Source organism: Pseudomonas sp. GW460-12-10-14-TSB1 (assembly GCF_017349775.1).
GTDB lineage: Bacteria > Pseudomonadota > Gammaproteobacteria > Pseudomonadales > Pseudomonadaceae > Aquipseudomonas > Aquipseudomonas piscium.
Genome location: NZ_JACNAC010000033.1, coordinates 38,193 through 58,299 on the forward strand (window position 1 = coordinate 38,193; position 20,107 = coordinate 58,299).

Consider the following 20,107-nt stretch of genomic DNA (forward strand, 5'->3'; position numbering starts at 1 on the left):
TTACAGGCGTAGCACAACATTCAAGGCAACTCCGTAAGCTCAATGTCCGTATATGGACGTCACCCCATTTTTTCGGATCTAGCACCTCCCCCATGACAGACCTCTCTCGGCCGCCTGCCTGGGGATGCCGCAGGCGCTTGGGCTGTTCGGTAGTATGGCGAAAGCGACCAGAGGCAGCACTCACAGATGCAACCCAGTCGCGAGAGAGTCCGTGCGTTCCAAAACAACTACGGTTACGGACATGCTATACCCCACGCCAATGTTCGGATTTCAAGGATAGACAGCTTCATGTGGAAAAATTGGCTGCAAAGAATCACCGGCAAAACACTAGCGTCCGCTCGCACCACACTCCCGCCAGATCCCGTAGAGACCTCACCTACACGTGATTGGCAGTCGCTTGTTACCTCCTGGGATGGATTCGACCGGGAGGCCGGCTTACGGCTACTCAGATCGTCTCAGTCGACCGAACGGCTGGCGGCTATTATCGTGCGGCTCAACGACTGGGTACCTCAGGTTCGCGAGGTCGCCAGAGACGCTTTCGAAGACTACCTGACGCCAAGGTACGCCGCTGCGCTGATCGCCCAGCTTTTCGCCATTCTTGCCCTTGAACATCGCCGGCGCGAAGACCATGGAGTGACGCTCAATAAACTCGAAGCGCTGCTAGCAACGCCTGAATGCCTCGCTCAAAGCACGGCAGCCTTCGAAGCCAGCCGAGGCTCCTGCGCGAGGTTGCTCTTCAGGGTACTCGCTCGGACAAAGGTTGAAGATGAACTGGAGGCGTTTCTGATAACGAGCCTTCACCACGTAGATTTCAGTGTGCGTCGGTTAGCGCTTGGCAAAGCAATGGAGCTTCCGCAAGCGTCGGCTCAAAAGGCCATCGCATTCGGACTCAGCAGCAACAGCAGCATTCTCAGGAGACTGTCGTTTCTAGAAGCCATCCGATCGCAAACGTGCCATACACAACTGATCAAAGATTTTTTGACGGACCCATCGCCAGCAACCAGGTCGACTGCGCTATGGGCAGCCAAGCAACATGGCGTCGACCCATCGCAGGTACTTCAGGTGCGTCTGGCTGGCGAAATACCTAGTACAAAAGCCCAGTGGCTGGGCGTGCTCGGGCTGGCAAAACACCTGGGCGTACGAATCCCTCAAGGTTGGTTAGAAGCAGCTCTGGTTCAAAACAACAGTGCAGTTCGTTCGCTCGTTCTGGATATCGAGGGCGGTAGCAGACATGCACTACTAATAGCAGCAATCGCAGATCCGTCCCGGTCTGTCTTTGAGGCGGGTGTCCAAGGCTTGCGCCCTCAGCCTTGGAATATCATCGAATCGTCGTTTACCCATCAGATTGAAGCCCTTTGGATAACGCTGTCACCCTCTCGACGCCAGACACTCCTTGAACTGATGCCCAAATGGACCCAGGCAGGGTTTCTCCTTCAGCAGCTTCACCGTAGCCCTGCTGAGCCATCTTCGCTTGAGCTGATAAGAGTGTGGGTTAACGCCCAGCCCTACTCGATCACCGACCGAGAGACTTCTAAGAATGAGTGTGATCGGATCATTGAACAACTGACTGTGCTGGAGACGGACCGAGCATTGCCTGCAGGGTCCATTGCCAGGCTGACATGATGCGGACAGTTTGACGGGCGGAGCTGTGAGGCTGCTTGAGCAGCCCGTACGTCAACGCAAGTTCCAAGGCCGGTTGCAAGGGGTATAACTATCAGAACAAAAGGCGGGTCACCCAGAGCAGGCCCTCCAAAGACAGCTCCCGGGCCAGGCTTCCCCAGGCCTAATCGGCGCCTGCAGCGCGGAGCGATGTGATGAGTTCCAGAGCATGGCGATGGGCTCGCAAGAGCCTTCTTGGCGGCATCGGGCTGGCCTTGCTGGTCGCTCCACTGTGCGCCAGCGCCATGTTCAAGTGCCAAGCCAGGGACGGAGCCGTCAGCTACACCAGCCAAGCCATCCCCAGCGCCCGCTGCACTCGCCTGAATGGCATGGCGCACGCCGGTGTCGGCGCCAAGGCATTGGCCCGGCCACGACTTGTGCGAGAGAACGACTCAGGCGCGGTGCGGATTCTGGTGTACACCTTCATTCACAGGGGTATTCGTCAATATGTGAGCCGGCGCCCCGTCGGGATTTCCGCGCGGGTCGATGTCCTTGAGCTCTATTACATCAAGGGCTGCTATCTGTGCATGGCGCCAAAGGACTTCAAGGTCGCCTCACTGCGCCTGGACACTCATTCCTATCGACGGGAGATCGAAGCTGCTTCGGATCATTATGGTGTCGACAGGGCACTGGTCCGCGCAGTGATACATGCCGAATCGGCGTTTCGCCCCAACGCTATTTCCGAAGCAGGCGCCCAGGGGCTGATGCAGTTGATGCCCGCCACCGCCGAGCGCTTCGCTGTGGACGATCCGTTCGACGCACGACAGAACATTCGTGGCGGCGTGCGCTACCTGGCCTGGCTGCTCAAGCGCTTCAACGGCAACCAGATGCTGGCGTTGGCAGGTTACAACGCCGGCGAAGCGTCCGTGGTCGAGTACAACGGGGTGCCTCCCTACGCCGAGACGCAATCCTACGTCAGCCTCGTGCAGTCCTTGACCGAACGCTATCGCAACCGTCGCTAGTACCGCAGGGCGCATAACCCGGAACAGGTAATACGCAGGCCCCTCCACGGCGGATAACGCTGGCACTTAACCCACGTAGATCAACGCTCGGAAGAAATGACCGAGTCAGGACTGGACTCGGCAGCCAGCTTCAATCGGTCAGCTTTGCTGATGTATTTAGGCTTGTTTTTCGGTGCCAGCTTGGCACTCGCCTTTTTGGCGTGAGCCTCTAATAGCTGCTTGATTTTTTTACGACGATTCATGTTCTTCTACCCGGTTTTTAAGCCCTTGAATGATACCAACTTAAAATCCTGGACCGGATGCCTGTGGTGCGCTTTTAGGGCATGACGTTGGCAATACGTCCTCTCCCCCCGGGAGAGGACGGGTAAGCGCCTTCAGGCGTGATGAATATCCCGATCCTTGGTTTCCGGCAGGAACAAGGTGCCCAGGATCGCCGTCATCACCGCGATGACGATCGGGTACCAGAGCCCGTAGTAGATATCCCCCGTGGCACGACGCCCTCAGCCATCACTCCTGTCGATCATACAAATCATGAAAGCGAATTTTTCATTTGCGCCCGATGTCGGCAAAATGGCGCCACTTTTAAACCCTCGGACAAGTACGTCATGAATATCAATTTTGCGGTCGCCTGCATGATCGTGGTTTCCTTTGCCATCGCCCTGCTCCACACCTGATCGGCAGCCCCGCTCGACATGGCACCCGGCCATCGGCACGGGTGCAGGCCACTGACTTGCCGCGCTCCCCACGCGGCATTGGTTGAAGGGACTTCAAGGACCATCATGCGGGTTCTTTGTCGCTCCTCTAACAACTCGCCCTCCCAAGCCTCGACACCAACAAACATATCCGTAGTGGTCTAATGAAACCAGACAGCTGCCTGTTGGGCCCAACTCAGTAAAAACTCCGGCAACCAAGCCTCAACCCTGGGCGAATAAGCTCACACCATTTTTATTCGGCTGCTTATTCCAGAGGCTGACAACCCACTCATGATTTAGAGTAAGCTGCTGCGCAGACAACAATCCCAAATACCATCACTCCGACTGAAAAGAGGTATTCATGTTCTCGACAGTTCGCATCTCGACATTACTACTTACCCTCTCCCTGGCTTCACAAAGCATGGCCTCGACATCGGAAGCCGAAATCAGGTTCAACTCTTCCTGCGACTTCAAAGAGCTGAAAATAGCAGTTAAAGACGAGGCTAATATCAACCCTGGCCTCATCAAACTGGAAGTAAAACTGCAGCCAGACGCAACCGAACGACTATTGCAGGTCTCACGAAAGTACCTGGGCAAGACGCTAGCCACCTACATAAACAATATAAAGATCAGCACCTCGACTATCCGCGACGAATTAAACACCAGCAACTTAACAATCTCTGTTGACAATAAAATCGCTCCAAAACTGTTTCCTGGCTTATTGAAAAAACAGTGCCAACCAGAGTAACAACAAGGCACCAAACCTTGGTTTGTTGAAGTAGGCTTTCGTGAACTGACGAAAAACATCGCGCCACTGACTGAACCTCAAGCCCCCCATACCCAGACTTTTAGAGGCCTGCCCCCGCATGCTCATCCGGGTGGATACAAGCACTTGGCTGAAACACCTGCCATGACCTTTTGAGCCGTAGCACCTCTTTAAAATCGGCTAGACCTTGGTTTTGTAAGTCCTCAGGGTCAGTTTTGTTTAAAATGCCCGCCCTTTTATTGCCGGCCCTCCTTCGATGAACCCCGACGCCCTCTCCATCCTCCACCACCACCTGCTGACAGCCCTGGCCTGCGCTCCCGCGGAAACCCGGCGTCTGTTCCATGGCCGCGGGCGTTGCTGGCCGGGGCTGGAGCAACTGACCGTCGACTGGCTGCAGGGTGTGGTGCTGGTGGCGCTGTTCAAGGAGCCGGAGCCGGAACAGCTGGAGGCGCTCAAGCAACTGTTGCTGACAATCAGCACCTCGCCCGAGTGGCAGGCCTGTGGCGCCCATACCCTGTTGCTGCAACACCGCTATCAGCTGCAAAGCCCGGTGGACTGGCTGGTGGGCGAGCCTATCGATGAATGGACCCTGGTCGAGGAAGGCCTGCGTTATCGGGTGGACCTGGGCAAGAAGCAGAACAACGGCCTGTTTCTCGACATGCGCTACGGTCGCAACTGGGTGCGCGCCAATGCCCGGGGCAAGCGCGTGCTGAACCTGTTCGCCTACACCTGCGGCTTCTCGGTAGCGGCCATCGAGGGCGGTGCGACCCATGTGGTCAACCTCGACATGTCGCGCCCGGCCCTGAGCCGTGGCCGCGATAATCACCGGCTCAACGGCCATGACCTGAGCCAGGTGAGCTTTCTCGGCCACGACCTGTTCAAGTCCTGGAGCAAGGTGAAGAACGCCGGCCCCTACGACCTGGTGATCATCGACCCGCCCTCCTTCCAGAAAGGCAGCTTCCTGCTGACCAAGGACTATGCCCGGGTGCTGCGCCGCCTGCCGGAACTGCTCACCGCCGATGGCTACGTACTGGCCTGCATGAACGACCCGGCCGTCGCCTCGGACTTCCTGATCGACGGGGTTACCCGCGAAGCCCCGGGCCTGCGCTTCGAGCAACGCCTGGACAACCCGCCGGAGTTTCCCGATACCGATATCGAAAGCGGCTTGAAGGCCCTGGTGTTCCGCCGGGTCGAGTAAACCCGGCGCCCTTTGCCCGGCCCTTTTACACTGGAGCCAGGCCGAATATCAGCGAGCGATGCGTGCCCGCACCAGTCTTGGCCCCGTCGCCCACGGCGATGGCCACCGAGCTGAATGCCGCCGCGGCGTCGCCACAGGCGAATACCCCGGGCACGCTGGTCTCGCGGGTCGCGTCGGTCTTGATAAAGGCGCCAAGCGGCCCCTCCTCGAACTCACAGCCCAGCAACCCGGCCAGCGGGCTGGCCAGGCGGGTACGTGGCACGACAAACAAACCCTCGACCGCGATCGCCCGGCCATCGGCCAGGATCACCTCGGCCTTGTCGCCGGCGATGCGCCGCACAGACTCGCGCTCCACCCGCACGCCACGCCGTTCAAGGCTGGCCAGCTGCTCGGCGTCCGGCGCAAAGGCGTCATTGATGAACAAGGTGGTCGGGCCCCAGTCCGGCAGCATCAGCGCCTGGTGCATCGAGAGTTCCGAAGTCGCCAGCACGCCGATGGGCCCACCGGCCAACTCATAGCCGTGGCAGTACGGGCAATGGAACACGCTTTTGCCCCAGCGCGCGGCCAGGCCTTCGACCTCCGGCAGCTCATCGACCACCCCGGTGGCCAGGATCAGCCGCTGGGCCCTGTGGCGCTGGCCACCGCGGGTGCTCAGCCAGAAACCCTCGGCGTCCTGGCCGGCGTCGATCGCGGTGTCCGCCAGCCACTCCACTGTCGGGTAGGCCAGCAACTGCTCCCGGGCCTCGTCGGCAATATCCGCGGGAGAGCGACCGTCCTGCCCGAGAAAACCGTGGGAGGTTTCGGCAAAGCGGTTGCGCCGTTCGGCTGCATCGATCACCAGCACCCGGCGGCGCGCCCGGGCCAGCTGCAGGCCTGCGGAAAGACCGGCGTAGCTGCCGCCGACGATGATCACGTGATAGTCCATGGTGGGCATTCCCAGACAAGGTAGGGGACGAAAAAATATCTCGTCACATCGTAAGTTGCTTGAAAGAGCAAGGTCAATGATCTCGTAACTTTTATCATTACAAGCGATACTCCGCCTTCGCCTCCCCTCCAGGAACCCTGAGCGCCCGATGAGAAACGACACCCGGCTATCGCGCATGCTGCATGTGCTGATCCATATGGACCGGCATGACAGCCCCGCCACCTCGGAGACCATCGCCCAGATGCTGGGCACCAACCCGGTGGTGGTGCGACGCACCATGGCGCTGCTCAAGGAGCAGGGCTACGTGCGTTCGGAAAAGGGTCATCGCGGCGGCTGGAGCCTGGCCCGGGCGTTGTCGGACATGACCCTGCTGGACATCCACCAGGCCCTGGGAAGCAGTTCGATCTTCGCCATCGGCCTGTCCACCGACCATCCGCAATGCCTGGTGGAACAGGCCGTCAATACCGCCCTCAGCGAAGTCTTCGACGCCGCCCAGGCCTTGCTCGTCGAGCGCCTGGGCAAGATCACCCTGGCGCAGTTGGCCGAGGATTTTGAAGAGCGTTATCGGGCCGTTCAGCAGCAGACACCGCCGCCCTCGGCCTGAGCACCGCCAGCCCACGGCTCACTCCCGCCCCAATCCGCGCCGGCCGATGGCGTTCAGCTCCTGCGGACTGAACCGGCCCCGCCAGGTGCTTTCATAGTCCTCCCGGGGAAAGTCCGGCGGCGACAGGCCCCGCTCGAAAGCGCCATACACCGCCTTGGCGTAACGCCGGTTTTTCGCACACATGGGCGCCGCCGGCACGTACATCACATTGCCCCAGCCCTGCTGGTTCTCCACCCCGGCCACGCTGTGGATCAGGTCGCAATGCCACCACACCGAGTCACCGGCGCGAACCTCGGGGATCGGCCTCAGGGCCCGCATCAACAACGGATGCCATTGCGTCGAGACCGGCAACACCTGGCCCGGCGCCACGCCGCACAGCTGATCTTCCGGCACGTCGTCGAGCAACGGGCGCAACAGCAGATAAGCCATGGCCTTGGGAATCGGCACGCAGTGCAGCACGCCCTGGTCGGCGCGCATGTCCGACAGCGCGGTCCAGCCCTGGAAGGTCCTGAACACCGAGCAGGTCACCGTGTCGCGGTAGGCGTACTCGTCGACCTCGGTGCGATGCGCCGCGTCCCAGGGGTCGTACGCCGCGAAGTCATTGCGGTAAAGGCTGTCGAAGACCTTCAGGTAGGCCGGGTGCAGCCAGCGCTCCAGGGCGCCGGAATCGGTGTGCGGGCCCAGGCCCGAGGAACGGGTACCCGGCGGCCGGCGCCGGACCCGGTCGGGGTACAGCGCATTCACCTCAGGGTCGAACCATTGCCGGCCCTGGGACTCGCTCTTCCACAGCCGGTTGAGAAAACCCTGCACCCGGGCCATGCGCTCGTGCTGGCGCAACTGCATCTGCGCCCGCGACCAGTAGATCGGGAAAATCTGCGGCCGCGAGACTTCCAGGTTGCCGAAAAAACGGTCGACCGGGCCACGGTAGATCCGCTCGAAGTCATTCTGCGCAAGATAGCCCAACAGGTCCTGGTCCCAAGCGCTGACCGTCTCCCGGGCAAAGTGCCCGCGCACCACCACACAACCGCGCCGGTGGATCGCCGCGCGCTGTTCGGCGCTGACCCGGCCGGCGGCGATCTGCTCATAGTCCAGCTCCGGCCAGGCATGGCCGCCGTGGGCATCGATCGAGGCGATCTCCTGCTCGATAAAAGCGCTGACCTCGGCGAACAGCGACTGCACGTCGCCGATCCGCGCGCGCAAGGCGCGCTTCATCCGCACTATGTGCTCAGGGTAATTATCGGGCAGGGTTTTGCAGTGGAAGGCAGCGGAAGGATTCATCGTCATGGCCTGTGTCGTTCTGGTCGGGAGAAGCGCTGCGCGGGCATGGCGCCGCACTGCCGCCATGAAACCCCAGGGCCCTGGCCGCGGGCAGTAGGGTTTGGCGCGTCGACCGATACGATTATGGCGTTTCTATCGCCTCCAACAGCAGGATCCTGTCACTGGAAATGCGCGCGGTGACGCTGGCGAAAGGCCGAAGGCGTCATGCCCTGCCGGGCCTTGAACTGGCGATTGAACAAGGCCAGCGAGCCATAGCCCACCGCCTCGGCGACCTGAGTCACCGGGGTCTGCGGCCCTTGCACCAGCAACTCGCAGGCGCGGCCGATACGCAGGCGGGCGATGTATTCCAGGGGCGTGGCCCGGGCATGGCGGCGGAACATCCGGTGAAACGCCGAGACGCTGACACAGGCCAGCCCCGCCAGCTCGGCGATGGTCAGCGCTTCGCAGTAATGAGCGTGAATATGCTCCAGCACCCGCTGCAGGCGCCCGTCCTCGATCACCACCGGCCCGGCGGCGGCCGGCAGGATCTTCTCCGCGCCAGGGTCGCGACTCAGGCGGGTCAACAAGGCCAGCAACGACACCAGCCGCGTCGGTTCATCCTGGGCGACCATGGCCTCGATCAGCGGGCGCGACTCCCGCGCAGCCTCGCCGCTGAACTGCACGGCCCCCCGGGCCGCGGCCAGCATGGGGCGCAGGCCGGCCATTTCTGGAAACAGCTCGACCAGGGACGTTGCCCAGGCTTCGGAAAACCAGATCACCAGGGCGACATGGGGCTGGCGCGGATCGATCCGCTGCTGCGAACTCCAGCTGTGGGGCACGTTCGGCCCCAGCAGAACCAGGTCGCAGTCGTCATAGGCACGCACATCGCCGCTGATATAACGCTGCCCGCGACTGTTGAGGGTCAGGGTCAGTTCGTATTCCGGGTGGTGGTGCCATTCGAAGGGAATTGCCTCAGGCAAACGCCGATCGAGCATCGACCAGGAAGCGGTGGCCGTGGTGGGGATCTGCTCGAAGCTCGGTTTCATGGCGACACGCTGTCCTGTTGGCGAGGCTCATGGCCAGGGAAAGTACCCTGAAGTGGCGCCGCCGTCACACCGGCGCCTGCACCACCTCGATGCCCAGGCGCCGATAGTCCTCGATGCTGCCCGAGGCCAGGTGCTGCTCGGTGATCAGCGTATGCAGGCGATTGCACGGCGCCACGGCAAAGGGTTCCACCGCGCCGAGCTTGTCGGCGGTGGTCACCGCGACCACCTGCGAAGCGCTGTCGAGCAAGGCCTGCTTCACCGGCACCTCGTCGAAGTGCTGCGAGGTGATGCCGACTTCCGGGTGAATCGCGCACACCCCGGTGAACAGCAGATCGGCGCGGATGCCCTGGATCAGGCGTACCGCCTCGTGGCCGCCGGCAGACAGGGTAGCCGGGTTGAGCCGGCCGCCGGCGAGAATCACCTGGCTGCGCGGGTATTCGGCCATGGCGATAGCGATCAGCGGCGAAGCGGTGACCGCGGTGATGCCGATATCGGCAGGTAGGGACTGGGCGATCAGCAGCGTGGTCGAGCCCGAGTCGAACATCACGATCTGCCCTTCCTGCACCCGCTGCGCGCCGAGCCTGGCCAGGTGGCGCTTGACCTCGCTGCTTTCGCCCAGGCGGGTGAACACATCCTTGCCGGTGTCCTTGGGCCGTGGCAGCGCGCCGCCGTGGACCCGCTGCAGCAGCCCGGCATCGGCCAGCTCCGCCAGGTCGCGGCGGATGGTGTCTTCCGAGACTGCGAAATGCTGGCCAAGCTCGGACGCCATGACCTTGCCGTCGCGTTCGAGCAGCAACAGGATCTTCTGCCGGCGCACATGGGGCAGCTCGGCGACTGAATGCTGGTTTTGCATGGTTATGCCTGTTCTTGCGTGTTTATGCGAGATTAGCCAAGACCCCGCCCAAACACAACGCTTGCCCTGCGCATTGGCTGCCTGGTCCCAGGCTTGCTTTACTGATTCAATCCCAGGTCGAACCTGTCCCGCCCACAGGCCGTGCGGCACCAGGACGCCCCCCATGATTGAAGAGGTAGCGCGCGATGGAACGTCTCAGTGCCAAAGACTTCGCCCCCGAGTTGCTCGAACTCTACGACTACTACGCCCACGGCAAGATCAGCCGCCGCGAGTTTCTCGACCGGGCGGCGGCCTTCACCCTGGTCGGGCTGACCGCCAGCGCCACCCTCGCCGCCCTGACGCCGAACTACGCCCTGGCCGAACAGGTGTCGTTCACCGATCCGGAGATCGTCGCCGAATACATCACCTACCCCTCGCCCAAGGGCCACGAACAGGTTCGGGGTTACCTGGTGCGCCCGGCGAAAGCCGAAGGCAAGCTGCCGGCGGTGGTGGTGGCCCACGAAAACCGCGGGCTCAACCCCTATATCGAGGACGTCGCGCGGCGCCTGGCCAAGGCCGGTTTCATCGCCCTCGCCCCCGACGGCCTGACGTCGGTCGGCGGCTACCCCGGCAACGACGACAAGGGCCGCGAGCTGCAACAGAAGGTCAATCCGGAAAAGCTGATGAACGACTTTTTCGCCGCCATCCAATGGCTGCTCGAGCACGACGCCAGCACCGGCAAGGTCGGCATCACCGGCTTCTGTTATGGCGGTGGGGTGGCCAATGCCGCGGCCGTGGCCTACCCGGAACTGGCGGCGGCCGTGCCCTTCTACGGGCGCCAGCCGGACAGCGCGGAAGTCGAACGGATCCAGGCCCCGCTGCTGCTGCACTACGCCGAACTGGACACGCGCATCAACGAAGGCTGGCCAGCCTACGAGCAGGCGCTGAAAGCCGCGGGCAAGACCTACGAGGCCTATATCTACCCCGGGGTGAACCACGGATTTCACAACGACTCGACCCCGCGCTACGACGAGGCGGCCGCCAACCTGGCCTGGGACCGGACGCTGGCGTGGTTTCGCAAGTACCTGGTCCTGGCCAGCGGCTGACACAAAGATGAAGGCGACGGCGCGAGCGCGCCGTCGCTTGTACTCAGCGGCTCACTCCTTCGGCAACGCCGTGGCGATAATGCTACCCAAGGGCGTCGGTATCGGGTCGTTCTGATGCGCCACCGCATTCACCGCCCAGTCCTCCAGCTGCACCCGGTCCTTCTGGAAGATCATCATGTGGGTCGAACCGCCGAACTCGAAATGCCCGATCTCGGTGCCACGGGTGATGTTCACCGGCGCAGCGCCTTCGTCGACGATGAACTGCGGCTCGATCACACAGGTCGAGACCTCGACCATGCCGATGCAGATCAGCGCGACATAACCGCAGGCCGGGTGCTCGAAGACAAAGATCGCCCGGGCGGCGACATGCCCCAGGTACGGCTGCGACTCGGTGCCCTCCCAGGTGCCCTCGCCTTCGCCCTGCCCCGGACGCTGGGCGAAATAGGTGCCCGGCTGCACCCAGGAACGCACCAGTTTGCCATCGAGCGGAGCGTTCCAGCGGTGGTAGTGGGTCGCCGACAAAAAGCCCTGGTAGGCCTGCCCGCCCTGGAACAGGCTGGCCCACTTATCCTGGCCGGCAAACAGGTCGAGCAGCGAGTAATTGACGTCCTTGATCCAGAACTCGGTCTCGAACGCCAGGTCGTTTTCGTACTGCCAGGGCGTGGTCTCGCAGCCGATATCGACCTGGGTGGCCGGGAGGCCCTTGAACGGCCGCGCCCCCGGCACGAACTGGCGGATAAAAAACGCGTTCCAGGAATCGAAGCCGTAGCCGGGCAGGTTCGGGTCATGCTCCATCTGCGTCCAGACCCCGGCCTCGTAGGCCGCCTTGGAGATCCACGAGCCCTCTTTTTCCGGGTCGTTGATATCCAGCTTGTCGAGGGAAGCGCTGCTCTTGAGGAAGGTATTCCAGGCGTTGAGCACCTTCTTGAACTGCTGGTTGAAGGTCGTGTCATGGAACACTGCCACACCCGCCTCGGTGCCCATCGACACCGCCAGGAAGGCGTTCATCGGCGTGCCGACCTGGGCCGTGGCGTTGAACGACGGGGAGGTGCTGATGATCTCGTTGAGGATCTCGAAAAAGCTGTCATAACCGGCGATCCACAGCACATCGCCGTCCGAGTCCTTGATCTGCTCCTGGGTCGCCTCGTCCAGGGTCGCCACATAGGCGTTCGACTGTTCGATCATCGAATTGATCCACATGCGGTACACGCTGTTGTGGGTGACCCAGGTCTTGAACTCGATGATTTCCTTGCGCATCGGCGTCAGGGTGCCGGCCTTTTTCTTCTCGGCGATCAGGTCGCGCAGCGGTACCAGGAACTTGGCCGTGGCCCATACCCGGTTGGGCACCCAGAAGCCCATCTGGATCGGCCCGGCGTTGGCCAGCGTGAGGCGCTCGGCGCCGGTGCTTTCCAGGCGTGCCTGCCGCGAACGCTGTTTGGGGTTGTTGAGTTGCTTGTCGTACTGAGTCATTTCTTTACTCCTTTAAAGAGGCGGCGCCCGGGCTGCGATGGCGCGGGCGCGACCAGACTGCGGTGAGGTACTGGCCAGCAAACGACTGCTCCAGCAGGCGCTCATGTCAGGGGGGCGACAAGGGTTGTATAGGGGGGTGAACGACATTCCCTGTCCTTCTCGCAATGCCGGTCCCGGGCAGAATGCGGCGGCCGAACGGCCATCTACAGGCGCGACTTGCCTGCACAAGTAAAGCTGCTCCGGCGGGTTTCGGGGGGCCGGCTAAAAAATTCATCCAGCCGACCGCCTCACGCCCCCGCTCGGCTGGCGACCGGCGCATGCCGGGCCATCAGTTCCGCGACCCAGTCGATGAACACCCGCAGCTTGATGCTGATATGCCGGTTGGGTGGGAACGCCACGTAGATCGGCATCGGATCGAGCTGCCAGTCCTCGAACAGACGCACCAGTTCGCCCCGTTCCTGGTGCCCCCTGGCCATGTAGTCCGGCAGCCAGAGCACGCCCAGGCCCGCCAGGCCGGCGGCGAGGTAGGCATTGCCATCGTCGACCGCCAGCACGTAGCGGCCCTTGATCTGCAGGCTCTCGCCGTGGCCGCGCATGGCATAAGGCAAGGCCTTGCCGGTGCGCGCCCAGAGAAAGCCGACGATACGATGCAAGGAGTCTTCCAGCTCGCGCGGATGCGCGGGGGTGCCGAGGCGCTCCAGGTAGCTGGGCGCCGCATACACGCCCAGCTGGAGATCGCCGATCCGTCGCGCCATCAGCGACTGGTCCGTCAGCTCGCCGCCGCGCACCACACAATCCACATTCTCGCCGAGCACATCGACGATACGGTCGCTGACACCCAGGTCGATCTGGATGTCCGGGTAGCGGGCGTGAAACCCGGGCAGCGCCGGCACCAGGATCATGCTGGCCAGCGGGCTGGGCACATCCACCCGCAAGCGTCCCCTGGGTAGTGTCGAGGCGCTGGACAGGCTGGTCTCGGCATCGTCGAGGTCGGCCAGCAGGCGCACCACGCGTTCGTAATACACCGCGCCGTCGGCTGTCAGGTGGACCCGGCGCGTGGTGCGGTTGAGCAACTTGACTCGCAAGCGTGCCTCCAGTTGCTGCACCAGTTGCGTCACGCTGGTCTTGCTCATGTGCAGCGTGTCGGCGGCCTTGGTGAAGCTGCCCGCTTCCACCACCCGGGCAAAGGCCTGCATCGCATCAAAACGGTCCATTTCCACCCCGGCTAACCATTGGATTGTTTGGATTTCACAAACAGTGATGGCTACGGTTGCTCGTTTATCGGCCAGGCGCAAGTGCCTAGAGTCGGCTTCATCGTTCATTCCAGGTCGGCTTCGACCCTTATCGATGGAGGCAACACATGACTCAGCGCGACGTGGTTTTTCCGCCCGGACGCCAGGCGCTTTACCAGCGCAACCGCTACTCGCCGGCGATCCGCGCCAATGGTTTCCTGTTCGTTTCGGGACAGGTCGGCAGCAACGCCGATGGCGCGCCCGAGCCGGACCTGGAGGCCCAGGTGCGCCTCGCGTTCACCAACCTCAACGCGATCCTGGCGGCCGCCGGCAGCTCCTTCGACGAGGTGATCGACGTCACCGTGTTTATCGTCGATCCCGAAACCCGCTTCGAAACCATCTGGAAGGTGGTGCCGGAGTTCTGGGGGAAAGCACCGCACCCGACACTGACCGCCGTGGGCGTGACCTGGCTGTATGGCTTCGACTTCGAGATCAAGGTCATCGCCAGGCTGCCGGAAAGCACCGCCGGCTGATTCACAACCCTCGACCGGGTCACGTCCGTGACCCGGGCTTCCACGGCCGGACAGACCGGCCATGCCCCTCCCATTCCCACACCCGTGCTCACGCCTGACCCAGCATCACCCATCTGCTGACCAATGATCTTTTGTCAGCCCCGCGCGCCCGATAGTTAACTCTCGCCCCGCGAAGTCCTTTGACGGACCCCGTCACAAAATCAATAAGAGGGTTGGCCGATGCAAAGCAGTAGCGCGTTGCTGTGGGTGTTGTTGGCCGCGATCGTGATGATCGTGGTGTTGATTGTCAGGTTCAGGGTGCATGCCTTTCTGGCGCTGATCGCCGCCTGCGGCCTGGTCGGGATGGGCTCGGGGATGCCCTTGAATGCCATGCTCGAATCCTTCCAGAAGGGCCTGGGCGATACCCTGGGGTTTCTCGCCGCGATCATCGGGCTGGGCAGCATCCTCGGCAAGATGCTCGAGGAATCGGGGGGCGCCGAACGCATCGCCCAGACCTTGCTCAACACCCTGGGCGAGCAGCGCGCGTCCTGGGTGATGATGCTGGTGGGGTTCATCGCCGGCATCCCGGTGTTCTTCGAGGTCGGCTATATCCTGCTGATTCCCCTGGTGTACGTGGTGGCCAAGGAAACCCGGCTCAACCTGCTGTACCTCGGCGTGCCGCTGGCGGTGTCGCTGATGTGCGTGCACTGCATGCTGCCACCCCACCCCGCGGCCATGGCCATTACCCACTTGCTGGGGGCCGACGTCGGCAAGGTGATCCTCTACGGCCTGATCGTCGGGCTGCCCACCGCCATAGTCGCCGGGCCGCTGTGGATCCGCCTGGTAGCGCGCAGCCGGGCCGAACCCTGGCAGGCGGCCTTCCTCGAAGAACGCTGCGAGGCCCGTGGCGCGCGAGTGTTGCCGGACTTCTGGCTGACCCTGCTGACCATCCTGCTGCCGTTGCTGTTGATGATCGGCAAGACCTTCGCCAGCGCCCTGCCCGCCGGCTCGACCCTGTCCGTGCTGCTGTCGTTCTTCGGCAACCCGCTGGTGGCGCTGGTGATCGCCGTGGTCTTCGCCTACTGGTCCCTGGGCCTGCGCCGTGGTTTGTCGATGTTGGACCTGCTGGGGCACACCCAGAAAAGCCTGCCACCGCTGGCCAGCATCCTGCTGATCATCGGTGCCGGCGGCGCCTTCAACGGCATCCTGATCGACAGCGGCGTGGGCAAGGTGCTGGCCGACTCCCTGACCCGGCTGGACATCAACCCGGTGCTGCTGGCCTGGCTGGTGGCGGGCCTGATGCACTTCGCGGTGGGCTCGGCCACCGTGGCCATGATGAGCGCCGCCGCCATTGTGCTGCCGACCCTGGGCGTCGACTCCGGCTACAGCAGGGAGATCATCGTGGTCGCCATCGGCGCCGGGGCCATCGGCTGGACCCACGTCACCGACTCGGCCTTCTGGGTGGTCAAGGAATACCTCGGGGTGTCGCTGGCCGACGCGCTCAAGACCTTCACCAGCGCCACGGTCCTGGCTTCCGTGGTGGCCCTACTGCTGACCCTGGGCCTCGCTCATTTCATTTAAACCCTTTGCCACAGGAGTCATCCCCATGATCGCAGGCCAGCCACTCGCTACCTGGACCCGCCGCTACCCGCTGCTCGAAGAGCTGATGGCATTGCGCGAAACCACTTGGTTCACCCCCACCCGCGCGCCCCTGGCCGATGGTCTGAGCGATCTTGCGCTGACAGCCGCCGACGTGGCCGACGCCAGCGCGCGTCTCGAGCGTTTCGCCGCGTATTTTCGCGTGGCCTTTCCCGAGACCCTGGCCAATAACGGCATTCTCGAATCGCCGATCCAGCCGCTGCCGGCCTTGCAGGCGGTGCTGGCCAGTCGTTACGGTCAAGCCCTGCCCGGCGCGCTGTGGATCAAGCAGGACAGCCACCTGCCGATCTCCGGCTCGATCAAGGCTCGCGGCGGTATCTACGAGGTGCTCAAGCACGCCGAACGCCTGGCCCTGGAGGCCGGCCTGCTGCGCCTGGACCAGGACTACAGCGTGCTCGACTCGCCCGAGGCCCGGGCGCTCTTCAGCCGCTACCGGATCGCTGTGGGCTCCACCGGCAACCTGGGCCTGTCCATCGGCCTGATGGGCGCCCGGCTAGGGTTCCAGGTCACGGTGCACATGTCCGCCGACGCCCGCCAATGGAAGAAGGACAAGCTGCGCGCCCATGGGGTGAATGTCATGGAATACCAGAGCGACTACAGCATCGCCGTGGCTCAGGGGCGGCGGCAGGCCAGCGCCGATCCGGCCTGTCATTTCGTCGATGACGAGAACTCCACCGACCTGTTCCTCGGCTACGCCGTGGCCGCCGAGCGCCTGAGCCGGCAACTGCAACAGGCCGGGGTCCGGGTCGATGCCCAGCACCCGCTGTTCGTCTACCTGCCCTGCGGCGTCGGCGGCGGCCCTGGCGGCGTGGCGTTCGGCTTGAAGCTGGCGTTCGGCGACGCCGTTCACTGTATATTTGCCGAGCCCACCCATTCGCCGTGCATGCTGCTCGGGGTGCACACCGGGCTGCATGACGAGGTGTCGGTGCAGGACTTCGGCATCGATAACCTCACCGCTGCCGACGGCCTGGCCGTCGGGCGCGCCTCGGGTTTTGTCGGCCGCGCCATGCAGCGGCTGATCGAGGGTTACTACACGGTCAGCGATGACGAACTGCATGCCCTGGTCTGGCTGATGGCCAAGCACCAACAGCTGCACCTGGAGCCCTCGGCGGTGGCCGGCGTCCCGGGTATCGCCCGCGTGCAGGCACAGCGTGACCAGTACCTGCGGCGCAGCGGCATGAGCGCCGAGGCTTACGCCCGGGCCACCCACCTGGTCTGGGCCACGGGTGGCAGCATGGTTCCGGACACCGAGATGCAGGCTTATCTGGCGCAAGGCGCCCGGGTGTTGCAAGGCTCATAACAGACCGACAGGAGAAGCGCCGGCTTGTACAACCTACCGCCCCGACTGGATGCCAAGCTCAACAGCAGCCAGTTCTCGAACCTGTTCACCTTCCAGGTCGCGGCCCGCCACCTGAGCTTCAGCAAGGCCGCCGATGAGTTGTGCCTGACCGCCAGCGCGGTCAGCCATCGCATCGCCCGGCTGGAGGCGGAGCTGTCGATCCAGTTGTTCCGCCGGCTGACCCGGCGGGTTGAACTGACCGAGGCTGGCGAGCGTATTTTCGAGATTCTCCAGCAGACCCTGGGCGACCTGTCCGAAGTCCTGGCCCAGCCGGTCGACGCCGACCTGGCCGGGCCGCTGACCCTGTACGCCCACCCGTCCATCGCCCATTCCTGGCTGGTGCCGCGCCTGGCCGAGTTCGGCCTGCGCTTTCCCGGGGTCAGGCTGGACCTGCGAGTGGGCAACGACCGCATCGACTTCCGTACCCGGCAGATCGACCTGGCGCTGTACTACGGCAATGGCGAGTTCCATGGGCTGGTGGCGCACAAGCTGATGCAGGAGCGGGTCGCGCCGGTATGCAGCCCGCAATACGCCGAGCGCCATGGATTGACCGGGGCGGTCGAGCAACTGCAGCAGTGCACCCTGCTGCATGACTCGCTGGCCTGGGACCATGCCACCTTCGACTCCGAATGGGCGCTGTGGATTCGCCAGCATGGCAACGGTGTGCCCATGCCGAAACGCGGGGTGACTTTCGATCGCTCGGACCTGTGCGTCACCGCCGCCATCCACCATGCCGGCGTGGCGATCGGGCGCGAGCATCTGGTCAGCGAGGCCATCGGGCAAGGCAGGCTGGTGCTGCCGTTCACCGGGTTTACCCGCAGCGGCGAATACGACTACTACATCGTCCACCCGACACTGGAAGCCATGCCGCGACGGGTCTCGGCCTGTATCGCCTGGTTGCAGGAGTGTGCGGCGCAAACGCCGGGAGTCTGAACGCCGGCACGCAATGGCCGGCTGGGGAAAATCAGCGGCTGGCGCCGCCGCCTTTCTTGCGCAACGCTTTCAAGCGCTGGCTAGCCCGCTGCACCGCCGCCATCTTTTCCGGGCGCTTCATGCGCTTCCATTGGCGGATGTCGTCCTTGCTGCGCCCGCAACTCAGGCACAGGTCGCCGCTCAACTGGCAAACGGCGATGCAGGGGTTGTCGATTTCCTTGGCCATGCTTCAGCCTGGCCGTCGGTCGTCGCAGGTGCCGCTGACCATCAATGCTGCATCTTGCTGTGGTCGGGCATGTTCAGCGCGCGGGCCTGGGCCTCGACCTTGATCGACTGTTTCTCGCCCTTGGCATTTTCCACCACCAGGGTCAGCGGCACCTTGTCGCCTTCCTTCACCTGGGCCACCAGGTCGATCAGCATCACGTGATAACCATGGGGATCCAGGGCCACGGCCTTGCCGGCCGGCAAGGCGACGAAGTCCGCCGGGCGCATGCTCATCACATCGTTGTGCATGCTCGACTGGTGAATCTGCACGATCTTGGCCACCGGCGACTCGACGCTGAGCAGCTTGCTGTCCTCGCTGGCGGTCAGGGTCATGAAGGCCCCGGTCGCCTGTTGCCCGGCGACGGTGGCGCGTACCCAGGCGTCGTCGACCTGGGTCTGGGCCGCGGCCTGGCCAGCCAGGCCCAGCAGGGACAGGCCGATCAGGATGCGTTTGGCGCGTTGGGCGATAGCGGTTTTATTCAGGGCCGGGTACATCAGCAGACCTCCATGACGGTCAGTAGATCTTCCGCGCACTCTTGCGCGGTAAGCGATTGGGACAAGCCAAGGCGCAACGTGCCCCGGGAGTCGTAGACAAAACTGGTGGCGGTGTGGGACAGGGTGTAGGTCGAACCGCTGGGGATCTTCTCGTAGAACACGTCGAATTCCTTGGCCGTGGCCGCGGTCTGCTCCAGCGTGCCGTACAGCGCGACGAACGACGGGTCGAAGGCCTTGACGTAGGCGTCGAGGACCTCCGGGGTATCCCGCTCGGGGTCCAGGGTGATGAAGATCACCTGCAGGCGGTCGCCGTCCCGGCCCATCAGTTTCTTGGCCTGGGCCGCGCGCGCCAGCGTCGTGGGGCAGATGGCCGGGCACTGGGTGAAACCGAAGAACACCATCGGCATCAGGCCGCTATAGCTTGAGAGCGTCCTGACGTTGCCCTCGGTGTCCTTCAGCTTGAAGGTACGGCCCATGATCTTGTCGCTCAGATCCTTGCCATATTTGTACGACAGCTGGCCCCGGGTATCGCAGCCGGCCAGCATACCGAGGCCGAGCAGCCCCATACCTGCAATCACCTCGCGGCGACTCAACAAAACACTCATTCGTTACCGCCCTTTGAGGAGCCGAAAATCCAGATGACCCGCCGGGCGGCTCATCCGTAAAAGCCACGCATGGTAGCAAAACGCGGCAACTCCCTTCCTGCCAAATGGATGACAGGTTGTGTGCGACCATGGTCGGGTGCGGCGTTTAGCCGCGCTTTCCAGTGGCTCTCAGCCCAGCCGCGCCAGGCGTTTTTGCCAGTTGCCGCCATTGATGCGCTGGCATTGCTCTTCGCTGTCGTAGCGCACATGGGCCGCCAGCGCCTGCAACTCCACGCCGGCTTCATGCAGGGCCATGGCCGTCAGCTCGAGCATGCGTTCGCCCTGCCCGCTGGCCAGGGCCTGGGCCTTGCTGGCCTGGGTGTCGAAGACCCACACCACCCTCAGGCTGGCGGGAAACGCCGCGTAATCGAGCACATGGGTCAGCCAGGAGAAGCCGACGATTTCCGCCTTGGCGGTTTCGCAGGCGTCGGTGAGGCTGGCGACCAGGCGGCGTTCGAGACGCGCCTGCTCGCGTTTGCTTGATGGCATGGAGGCTCCTTGGCGGCCCGGCA

Annotated in this window: 22 protein-coding genes; 11 read left to right on the forward strand and 11 right to left on the reverse strand. The window is 63.3% G+C overall.

What is annotated here, in order from left to right; genetic code table 11:
* The first annotated feature begins 486 nt into the window (after positions 1 to 486).
* Positions 487 to 1,623, forward strand: a complete 1,137-nt coding sequence (locus J4D52_RS18995) for a hypothetical protein (RefSeq protein WP_146018007.1) — start codon at positions 487 to 489, stop codon at positions 1,621 to 1,623.
* Positions 1,624 to 1,814: 191 nt separating this feature from the next.
* Complete coding sequence (locus tag J4D52_RS19000; protein ID WP_063429717.1) at positions 1,815 to 2,621, forward strand: lytic transglycosylase domain-containing protein; 807 nt, start codon at positions 1,815 to 1,817, stop codon at positions 2,619 to 2,621.
* Positions 2,622 to 2,701: 80 nt separating this feature from the next.
* Here J4D52_RS19000 and J4D52_RS19005 read toward each other — a convergent pair whose 3' ends face one another.
* On the reverse strand, positions 2,702 to 2,863 hold the full coding sequence (locus J4D52_RS19005) for a DUF2986 domain-containing protein (RefSeq protein WP_081001468.1): 162 nt from the start codon (positions 2,861 to 2,863) through the stop codon (positions 2,702 to 2,704).
* A gap of 141 nt (positions 2,864 to 3,004) precedes the next feature.
* Between J4D52_RS19005 and J4D52_RS19010 the strand changes: the two genes are divergently transcribed.
* The 3 genes from J4D52_RS19010 (at position 3,005) to J4D52_RS19020 (ending at position 5,277) form a co-directional block, all read left to right on the forward strand.
* Entirely contained in the window at positions 3,005 to 3,295 is a 291-nt protein-coding gene (locus tag J4D52_RS19010; RefSeq protein WP_164485740.1) for a hypothetical protein, read from the forward strand.
* 379 nt (positions 3,296 to 3,674) lie between these two features.
* Complete coding sequence (locus J4D52_RS19015) at positions 3,675 to 4,061, forward strand: hypothetical protein (RefSeq protein WP_063429713.1); 387 nt, start codon at positions 3,675 to 3,677, stop codon at positions 4,059 to 4,061.
* Positions 4,062 to 4,335: 274 nt separating this feature from the next.
* The gene (locus J4D52_RS19020) at positions 4,336 to 5,277 is read left to right on the forward strand and encodes a class I SAM-dependent methyltransferase (protein ID WP_102677510.1); all 942 of its coding nucleotides are present in this window, start codon (positions 4,336 to 4,338) and stop codon (positions 5,275 to 5,277) included.
* A 25-nt stretch (positions 5,278 to 5,302) separates the two neighbouring features.
* On the opposite strand, the gene J4D52_RS19025 is transcribed toward J4D52_RS19020, so the two are convergent.
* Positions 5,303 to 6,202, reverse strand: a complete 900-nt coding sequence (locus J4D52_RS19025) for an NAD(P)/FAD-dependent oxidoreductase (RefSeq protein WP_102677509.1) — start codon at positions 6,200 to 6,202, stop codon at positions 5,303 to 5,305.
* A gap of 148 nt (positions 6,203 to 6,350) precedes the next feature.
* Between J4D52_RS19025 and J4D52_RS19030 the strand changes: the two genes are divergently transcribed.
* Complete coding sequence (locus tag J4D52_RS19030; RefSeq protein WP_063429709.1) at positions 6,351 to 6,806, forward strand: Rrf2 family transcriptional regulator; 456 nt, start codon at positions 6,351 to 6,353, stop codon at positions 6,804 to 6,806.
* A gap of 18 nt (positions 6,807 to 6,824) precedes the next feature.
* Here J4D52_RS19030 and J4D52_RS19035 read toward each other — a convergent pair whose 3' ends face one another.
* From J4D52_RS19035 to J4D52_RS19045, 3 genes are all read right to left on the reverse strand, one after another.
* On the reverse strand, positions 6,825 to 8,084 hold the full coding sequence (locus J4D52_RS19035; protein ID WP_102677530.1) for a DUF1479 domain-containing protein: 1,260 nt from the start codon (positions 8,082 to 8,084) through the stop codon (positions 6,825 to 6,827).
* Positions 8,085 to 8,242: 158 nt separating this feature from the next.
* Positions 8,243 to 9,109: an AraC family transcriptional regulator gene (locus tag J4D52_RS19040; RefSeq protein WP_025809674.1), complete on the reverse strand. Its 867-nt coding sequence runs from the start codon at positions 9,107 to 9,109 to the stop codon at positions 8,243 to 8,245.
* 64 nt (positions 9,110 to 9,173) lie between these two features.
* A complete protein-coding gene (locus J4D52_RS19045) occupies positions 9,174 to 9,962 on the reverse strand; it encodes a DeoR/GlpR family DNA-binding transcription regulator (protein ID WP_097302905.1) in 789 nt (262 codons plus the stop codon).
* 185 nt (positions 9,963 to 10,147) lie between these two features.
* On the opposite strand from J4D52_RS19045, the gene yghX reads away from it, so the two are divergent.
* Complete coding sequence (gene yghX, locus J4D52_RS19050) at positions 10,148 to 11,047, forward strand: YghX family hydrolase (RefSeq protein WP_102677508.1); 900 nt, start codon at positions 10,148 to 10,150, stop codon at positions 11,045 to 11,047.
* A gap of 51 nt (positions 11,048 to 11,098) precedes the next feature.
* Here the strand turns inward: yghX and J4D52_RS19055 are convergent, their stop codons facing one another.
* Positions 11,099 to 12,517: a phosphatidylserine decarboxylase family protein gene (locus tag J4D52_RS19055; RefSeq protein ID WP_102677507.1), complete on the reverse strand. Its 1,419-nt coding sequence runs from the start codon at positions 12,515 to 12,517 to the stop codon at positions 11,099 to 11,101.
* 287 nt (positions 12,518 to 12,804) lie between these two features.
* Positions 12,805 to 13,731 carry a LysR family transcriptional regulator gene (locus tag J4D52_RS19060; RefSeq protein ID WP_102677506.1) on the reverse strand — a complete coding sequence of 309 codons (927 nt, stop codon included), beginning with the start codon at positions 13,729 to 13,731 and terminating at the stop codon, positions 12,805 to 12,807.
* A 146-nt stretch (positions 13,732 to 13,877) separates the two neighbouring features.
* Here J4D52_RS19060 and J4D52_RS19065 point away from each other — a divergent pair, with 146 nt between their 5' ends.
* The 4 genes from J4D52_RS19065 to dsdC all read left to right on the forward strand — a co-directional run bounded on the left by J4D52_RS19065 (position 13,878) and on the right by dsdC (position 18,192).
* Positions 13,878 to 14,282: a RidA family protein gene (locus J4D52_RS19065; RefSeq protein WP_063429695.1), complete on the forward strand. Its 405-nt coding sequence runs from the start codon at positions 13,878 to 13,880 to the stop codon at positions 14,280 to 14,282.
* 219 nt (positions 14,283 to 14,501) lie between these two features.
* Positions 14,502 to 15,842 carry a gluconate:H+ symporter gene (locus J4D52_RS19070; RefSeq protein WP_102677505.1) on the forward strand — a complete coding sequence of 447 codons (1,341 nt, stop codon included), beginning with the start codon at positions 14,502 to 14,504 and terminating at the stop codon, positions 15,840 to 15,842.
* A 25-nt stretch (positions 15,843 to 15,867) separates the two neighbouring features.
* Positions 15,868 to 17,220 (forward strand): D-serine ammonia-lyase, encoded by a 1,353-nt coding sequence (locus tag J4D52_RS19075; protein WP_102677504.1) that lies wholly within the window; start codon positions 15,868 to 15,870, stop codon positions 17,218 to 17,220.
* Positions 17,221 to 17,244: 24 nt separating this feature from the next.
* Positions 17,245 to 18,192, forward strand: a complete 948-nt coding sequence (gene dsdC, locus J4D52_RS19080) for a DNA-binding transcriptional regulator DsdC (RefSeq protein WP_025809686.1) — start codon at positions 17,245 to 17,247, stop codon at positions 18,190 to 18,192.
* A gap of 31 nt (positions 18,193 to 18,223) precedes the next feature.
* Here the strand turns inward: dsdC and J4D52_RS19085 are convergent, their stop codons facing one another.
* The 4 genes from J4D52_RS19085 to J4D52_RS19100 form a co-directional block, all read right to left on the reverse strand.
* The gene (locus tag J4D52_RS19085; protein WP_007924891.1) at positions 18,224 to 18,418 is read right to left on the reverse strand and encodes a DUF1289 domain-containing protein; all 195 of its coding nucleotides are present in this window, start codon (positions 18,416 to 18,418) and stop codon (positions 18,224 to 18,226) included.
* A gap of 41 nt (positions 18,419 to 18,459) precedes the next feature.
* Positions 18,460 to 18,951, reverse strand: coding sequence for a copper chaperone PCu(A)C (locus J4D52_RS19090; protein ID WP_102677503.1), 492 nt, complete (start codon positions 18,949 to 18,951; stop codon positions 18,460 to 18,462).
* Positions 18,951 to 19,556: an SCO family protein gene (locus tag J4D52_RS19095; protein WP_009048320.1), complete on the reverse strand. Its 606-nt coding sequence runs from the start codon at positions 19,554 to 19,556 to the stop codon at positions 18,951 to 18,953. Before J4D52_RS19095 ends, J4D52_RS19090 begins: the two co-directional genes overlap by 1 nt.
* Positions 19,557 to 19,724: 168 nt before the next feature.
* Complete coding sequence (locus J4D52_RS19100; protein WP_102677502.1) at positions 19,725 to 20,084, reverse strand: hypothetical protein; 360 nt, start codon at positions 20,082 to 20,084, stop codon at positions 19,725 to 19,727.
* Positions 20,085 to 20,107 lie beyond the last annotated feature (23 nt).

Bases quoted from the DNA above. Each gene is read 5' to 3' on its own strand.
- J4D52_RS19000 (WP_063429717.1), top strand. From the start codon at position 1,815: ATGAGTTCCAGAGCATGGCGATGGGCTCGCAAGAGCCTTCTTGGCGGC.
- J4D52_RS19005 (WP_081001468.1), bottom strand. From the start codon at position 2,863: ATGAATCGTCGTAAAAAAATCAAGCAGCTATTAGAGGCTCACGCCAAA.
- J4D52_RS19010 (WP_164485740.1), top strand. From the start codon at position 3,005: ATGAATATCCCGATCCTTGGTTTCCGGCAGGAACAAGGTGCCCAGGAT.
- J4D52_RS19015 (WP_063429713.1), top strand. From the start codon at position 3,675: ATGTTCTCGACAGTTCGCATCTCGACATTACTACTTACCCTCTCCCTG.
- J4D52_RS19020 (WP_102677510.1), top strand. From the start codon at position 4,336: ATGAACCCCGACGCCCTCTCCATCCTCCACCACCACCTGCTGACAGCC.
- J4D52_RS19025 (WP_102677509.1), bottom strand. From the start codon at position 6,202: ATGGACTATCACGTGATCATCGTCGGCGGCAGCTACGCCGGTCTTTCC.
- J4D52_RS19030 (WP_063429709.1), top strand. From the start codon at position 6,351: ATGAGAAACGACACCCGGCTATCGCGCATGCTGCATGTGCTGATCCAT.
- J4D52_RS19035 (WP_102677530.1), bottom strand. From the start codon at position 8,084: ATGAATCCTTCCGCTGCCTTCCACTGCAAAACCCTGCCCGATAATTAC.
- J4D52_RS19040 (WP_025809674.1), bottom strand. From the start codon at position 9,109: ATGAAACCGAGCTTCGAGCAGATCCCCACCACGGCCACCGCTTCCTGG.
- J4D52_RS19045 (WP_097302905.1), bottom strand. From the start codon at position 9,962: ATGCAAAACCAGCATTCAGTCGCCGAGCTGCCCCATGTGCGCCGGCAG.
- yghX (WP_102677508.1), top strand. From the start codon at position 10,148: ATGGAACGTCTCAGTGCCAAAGACTTCGCCCCCGAGTTGCTCGAACTC.
- J4D52_RS19055 (WP_102677507.1), bottom strand. From the start codon at position 12,517: ATGACTCAGTACGACAAGCAACTCAACAACCCCAAACAGCGTTCGCGG.
- J4D52_RS19060 (WP_102677506.1), bottom strand. From the start codon at position 13,731: ATGGACCGTTTTGATGCGATGCAGGCCTTTGCCCGGGTGGTGGAAGCG.
- J4D52_RS19065 (WP_063429695.1), top strand. From the start codon at position 13,878: ATGACTCAGCGCGACGTGGTTTTTCCGCCCGGACGCCAGGCGCTTTAC.
- J4D52_RS19070 (WP_102677505.1), top strand. From the start codon at position 14,502: ATGCAAAGCAGTAGCGCGTTGCTGTGGGTGTTGTTGGCCGCGATCGTG.
- J4D52_RS19075 (WP_102677504.1), top strand. From the start codon at position 15,868: ATGATCGCAGGCCAGCCACTCGCTACCTGGACCCGCCGCTACCCGCTG.
- J4D52_RS19085 (WP_007924891.1), bottom strand. From the start codon at position 18,418: ATGGCCAAGGAAATCGACAACCCCTGCATCGCCGTTTGCCAGTTGAGC.
- J4D52_RS19090 (WP_102677503.1), bottom strand. From the start codon at position 18,951: ATGTACCCGGCCCTGAATAAAACCGCTATCGCCCAACGCGCCAAACGC.
- J4D52_RS19095 (WP_009048320.1), bottom strand. From the start codon at position 19,556: ATGAGTGTTTTGTTGAGTCGCCGCGAGGTGATTGCAGGTATGGGGCTG.
- J4D52_RS19100 (WP_102677502.1), bottom strand. From the start codon at position 20,084: ATGCCATCAAGCAAACGCGAGCAGGCGCGTCTCGAACGCCGCCTGGTC.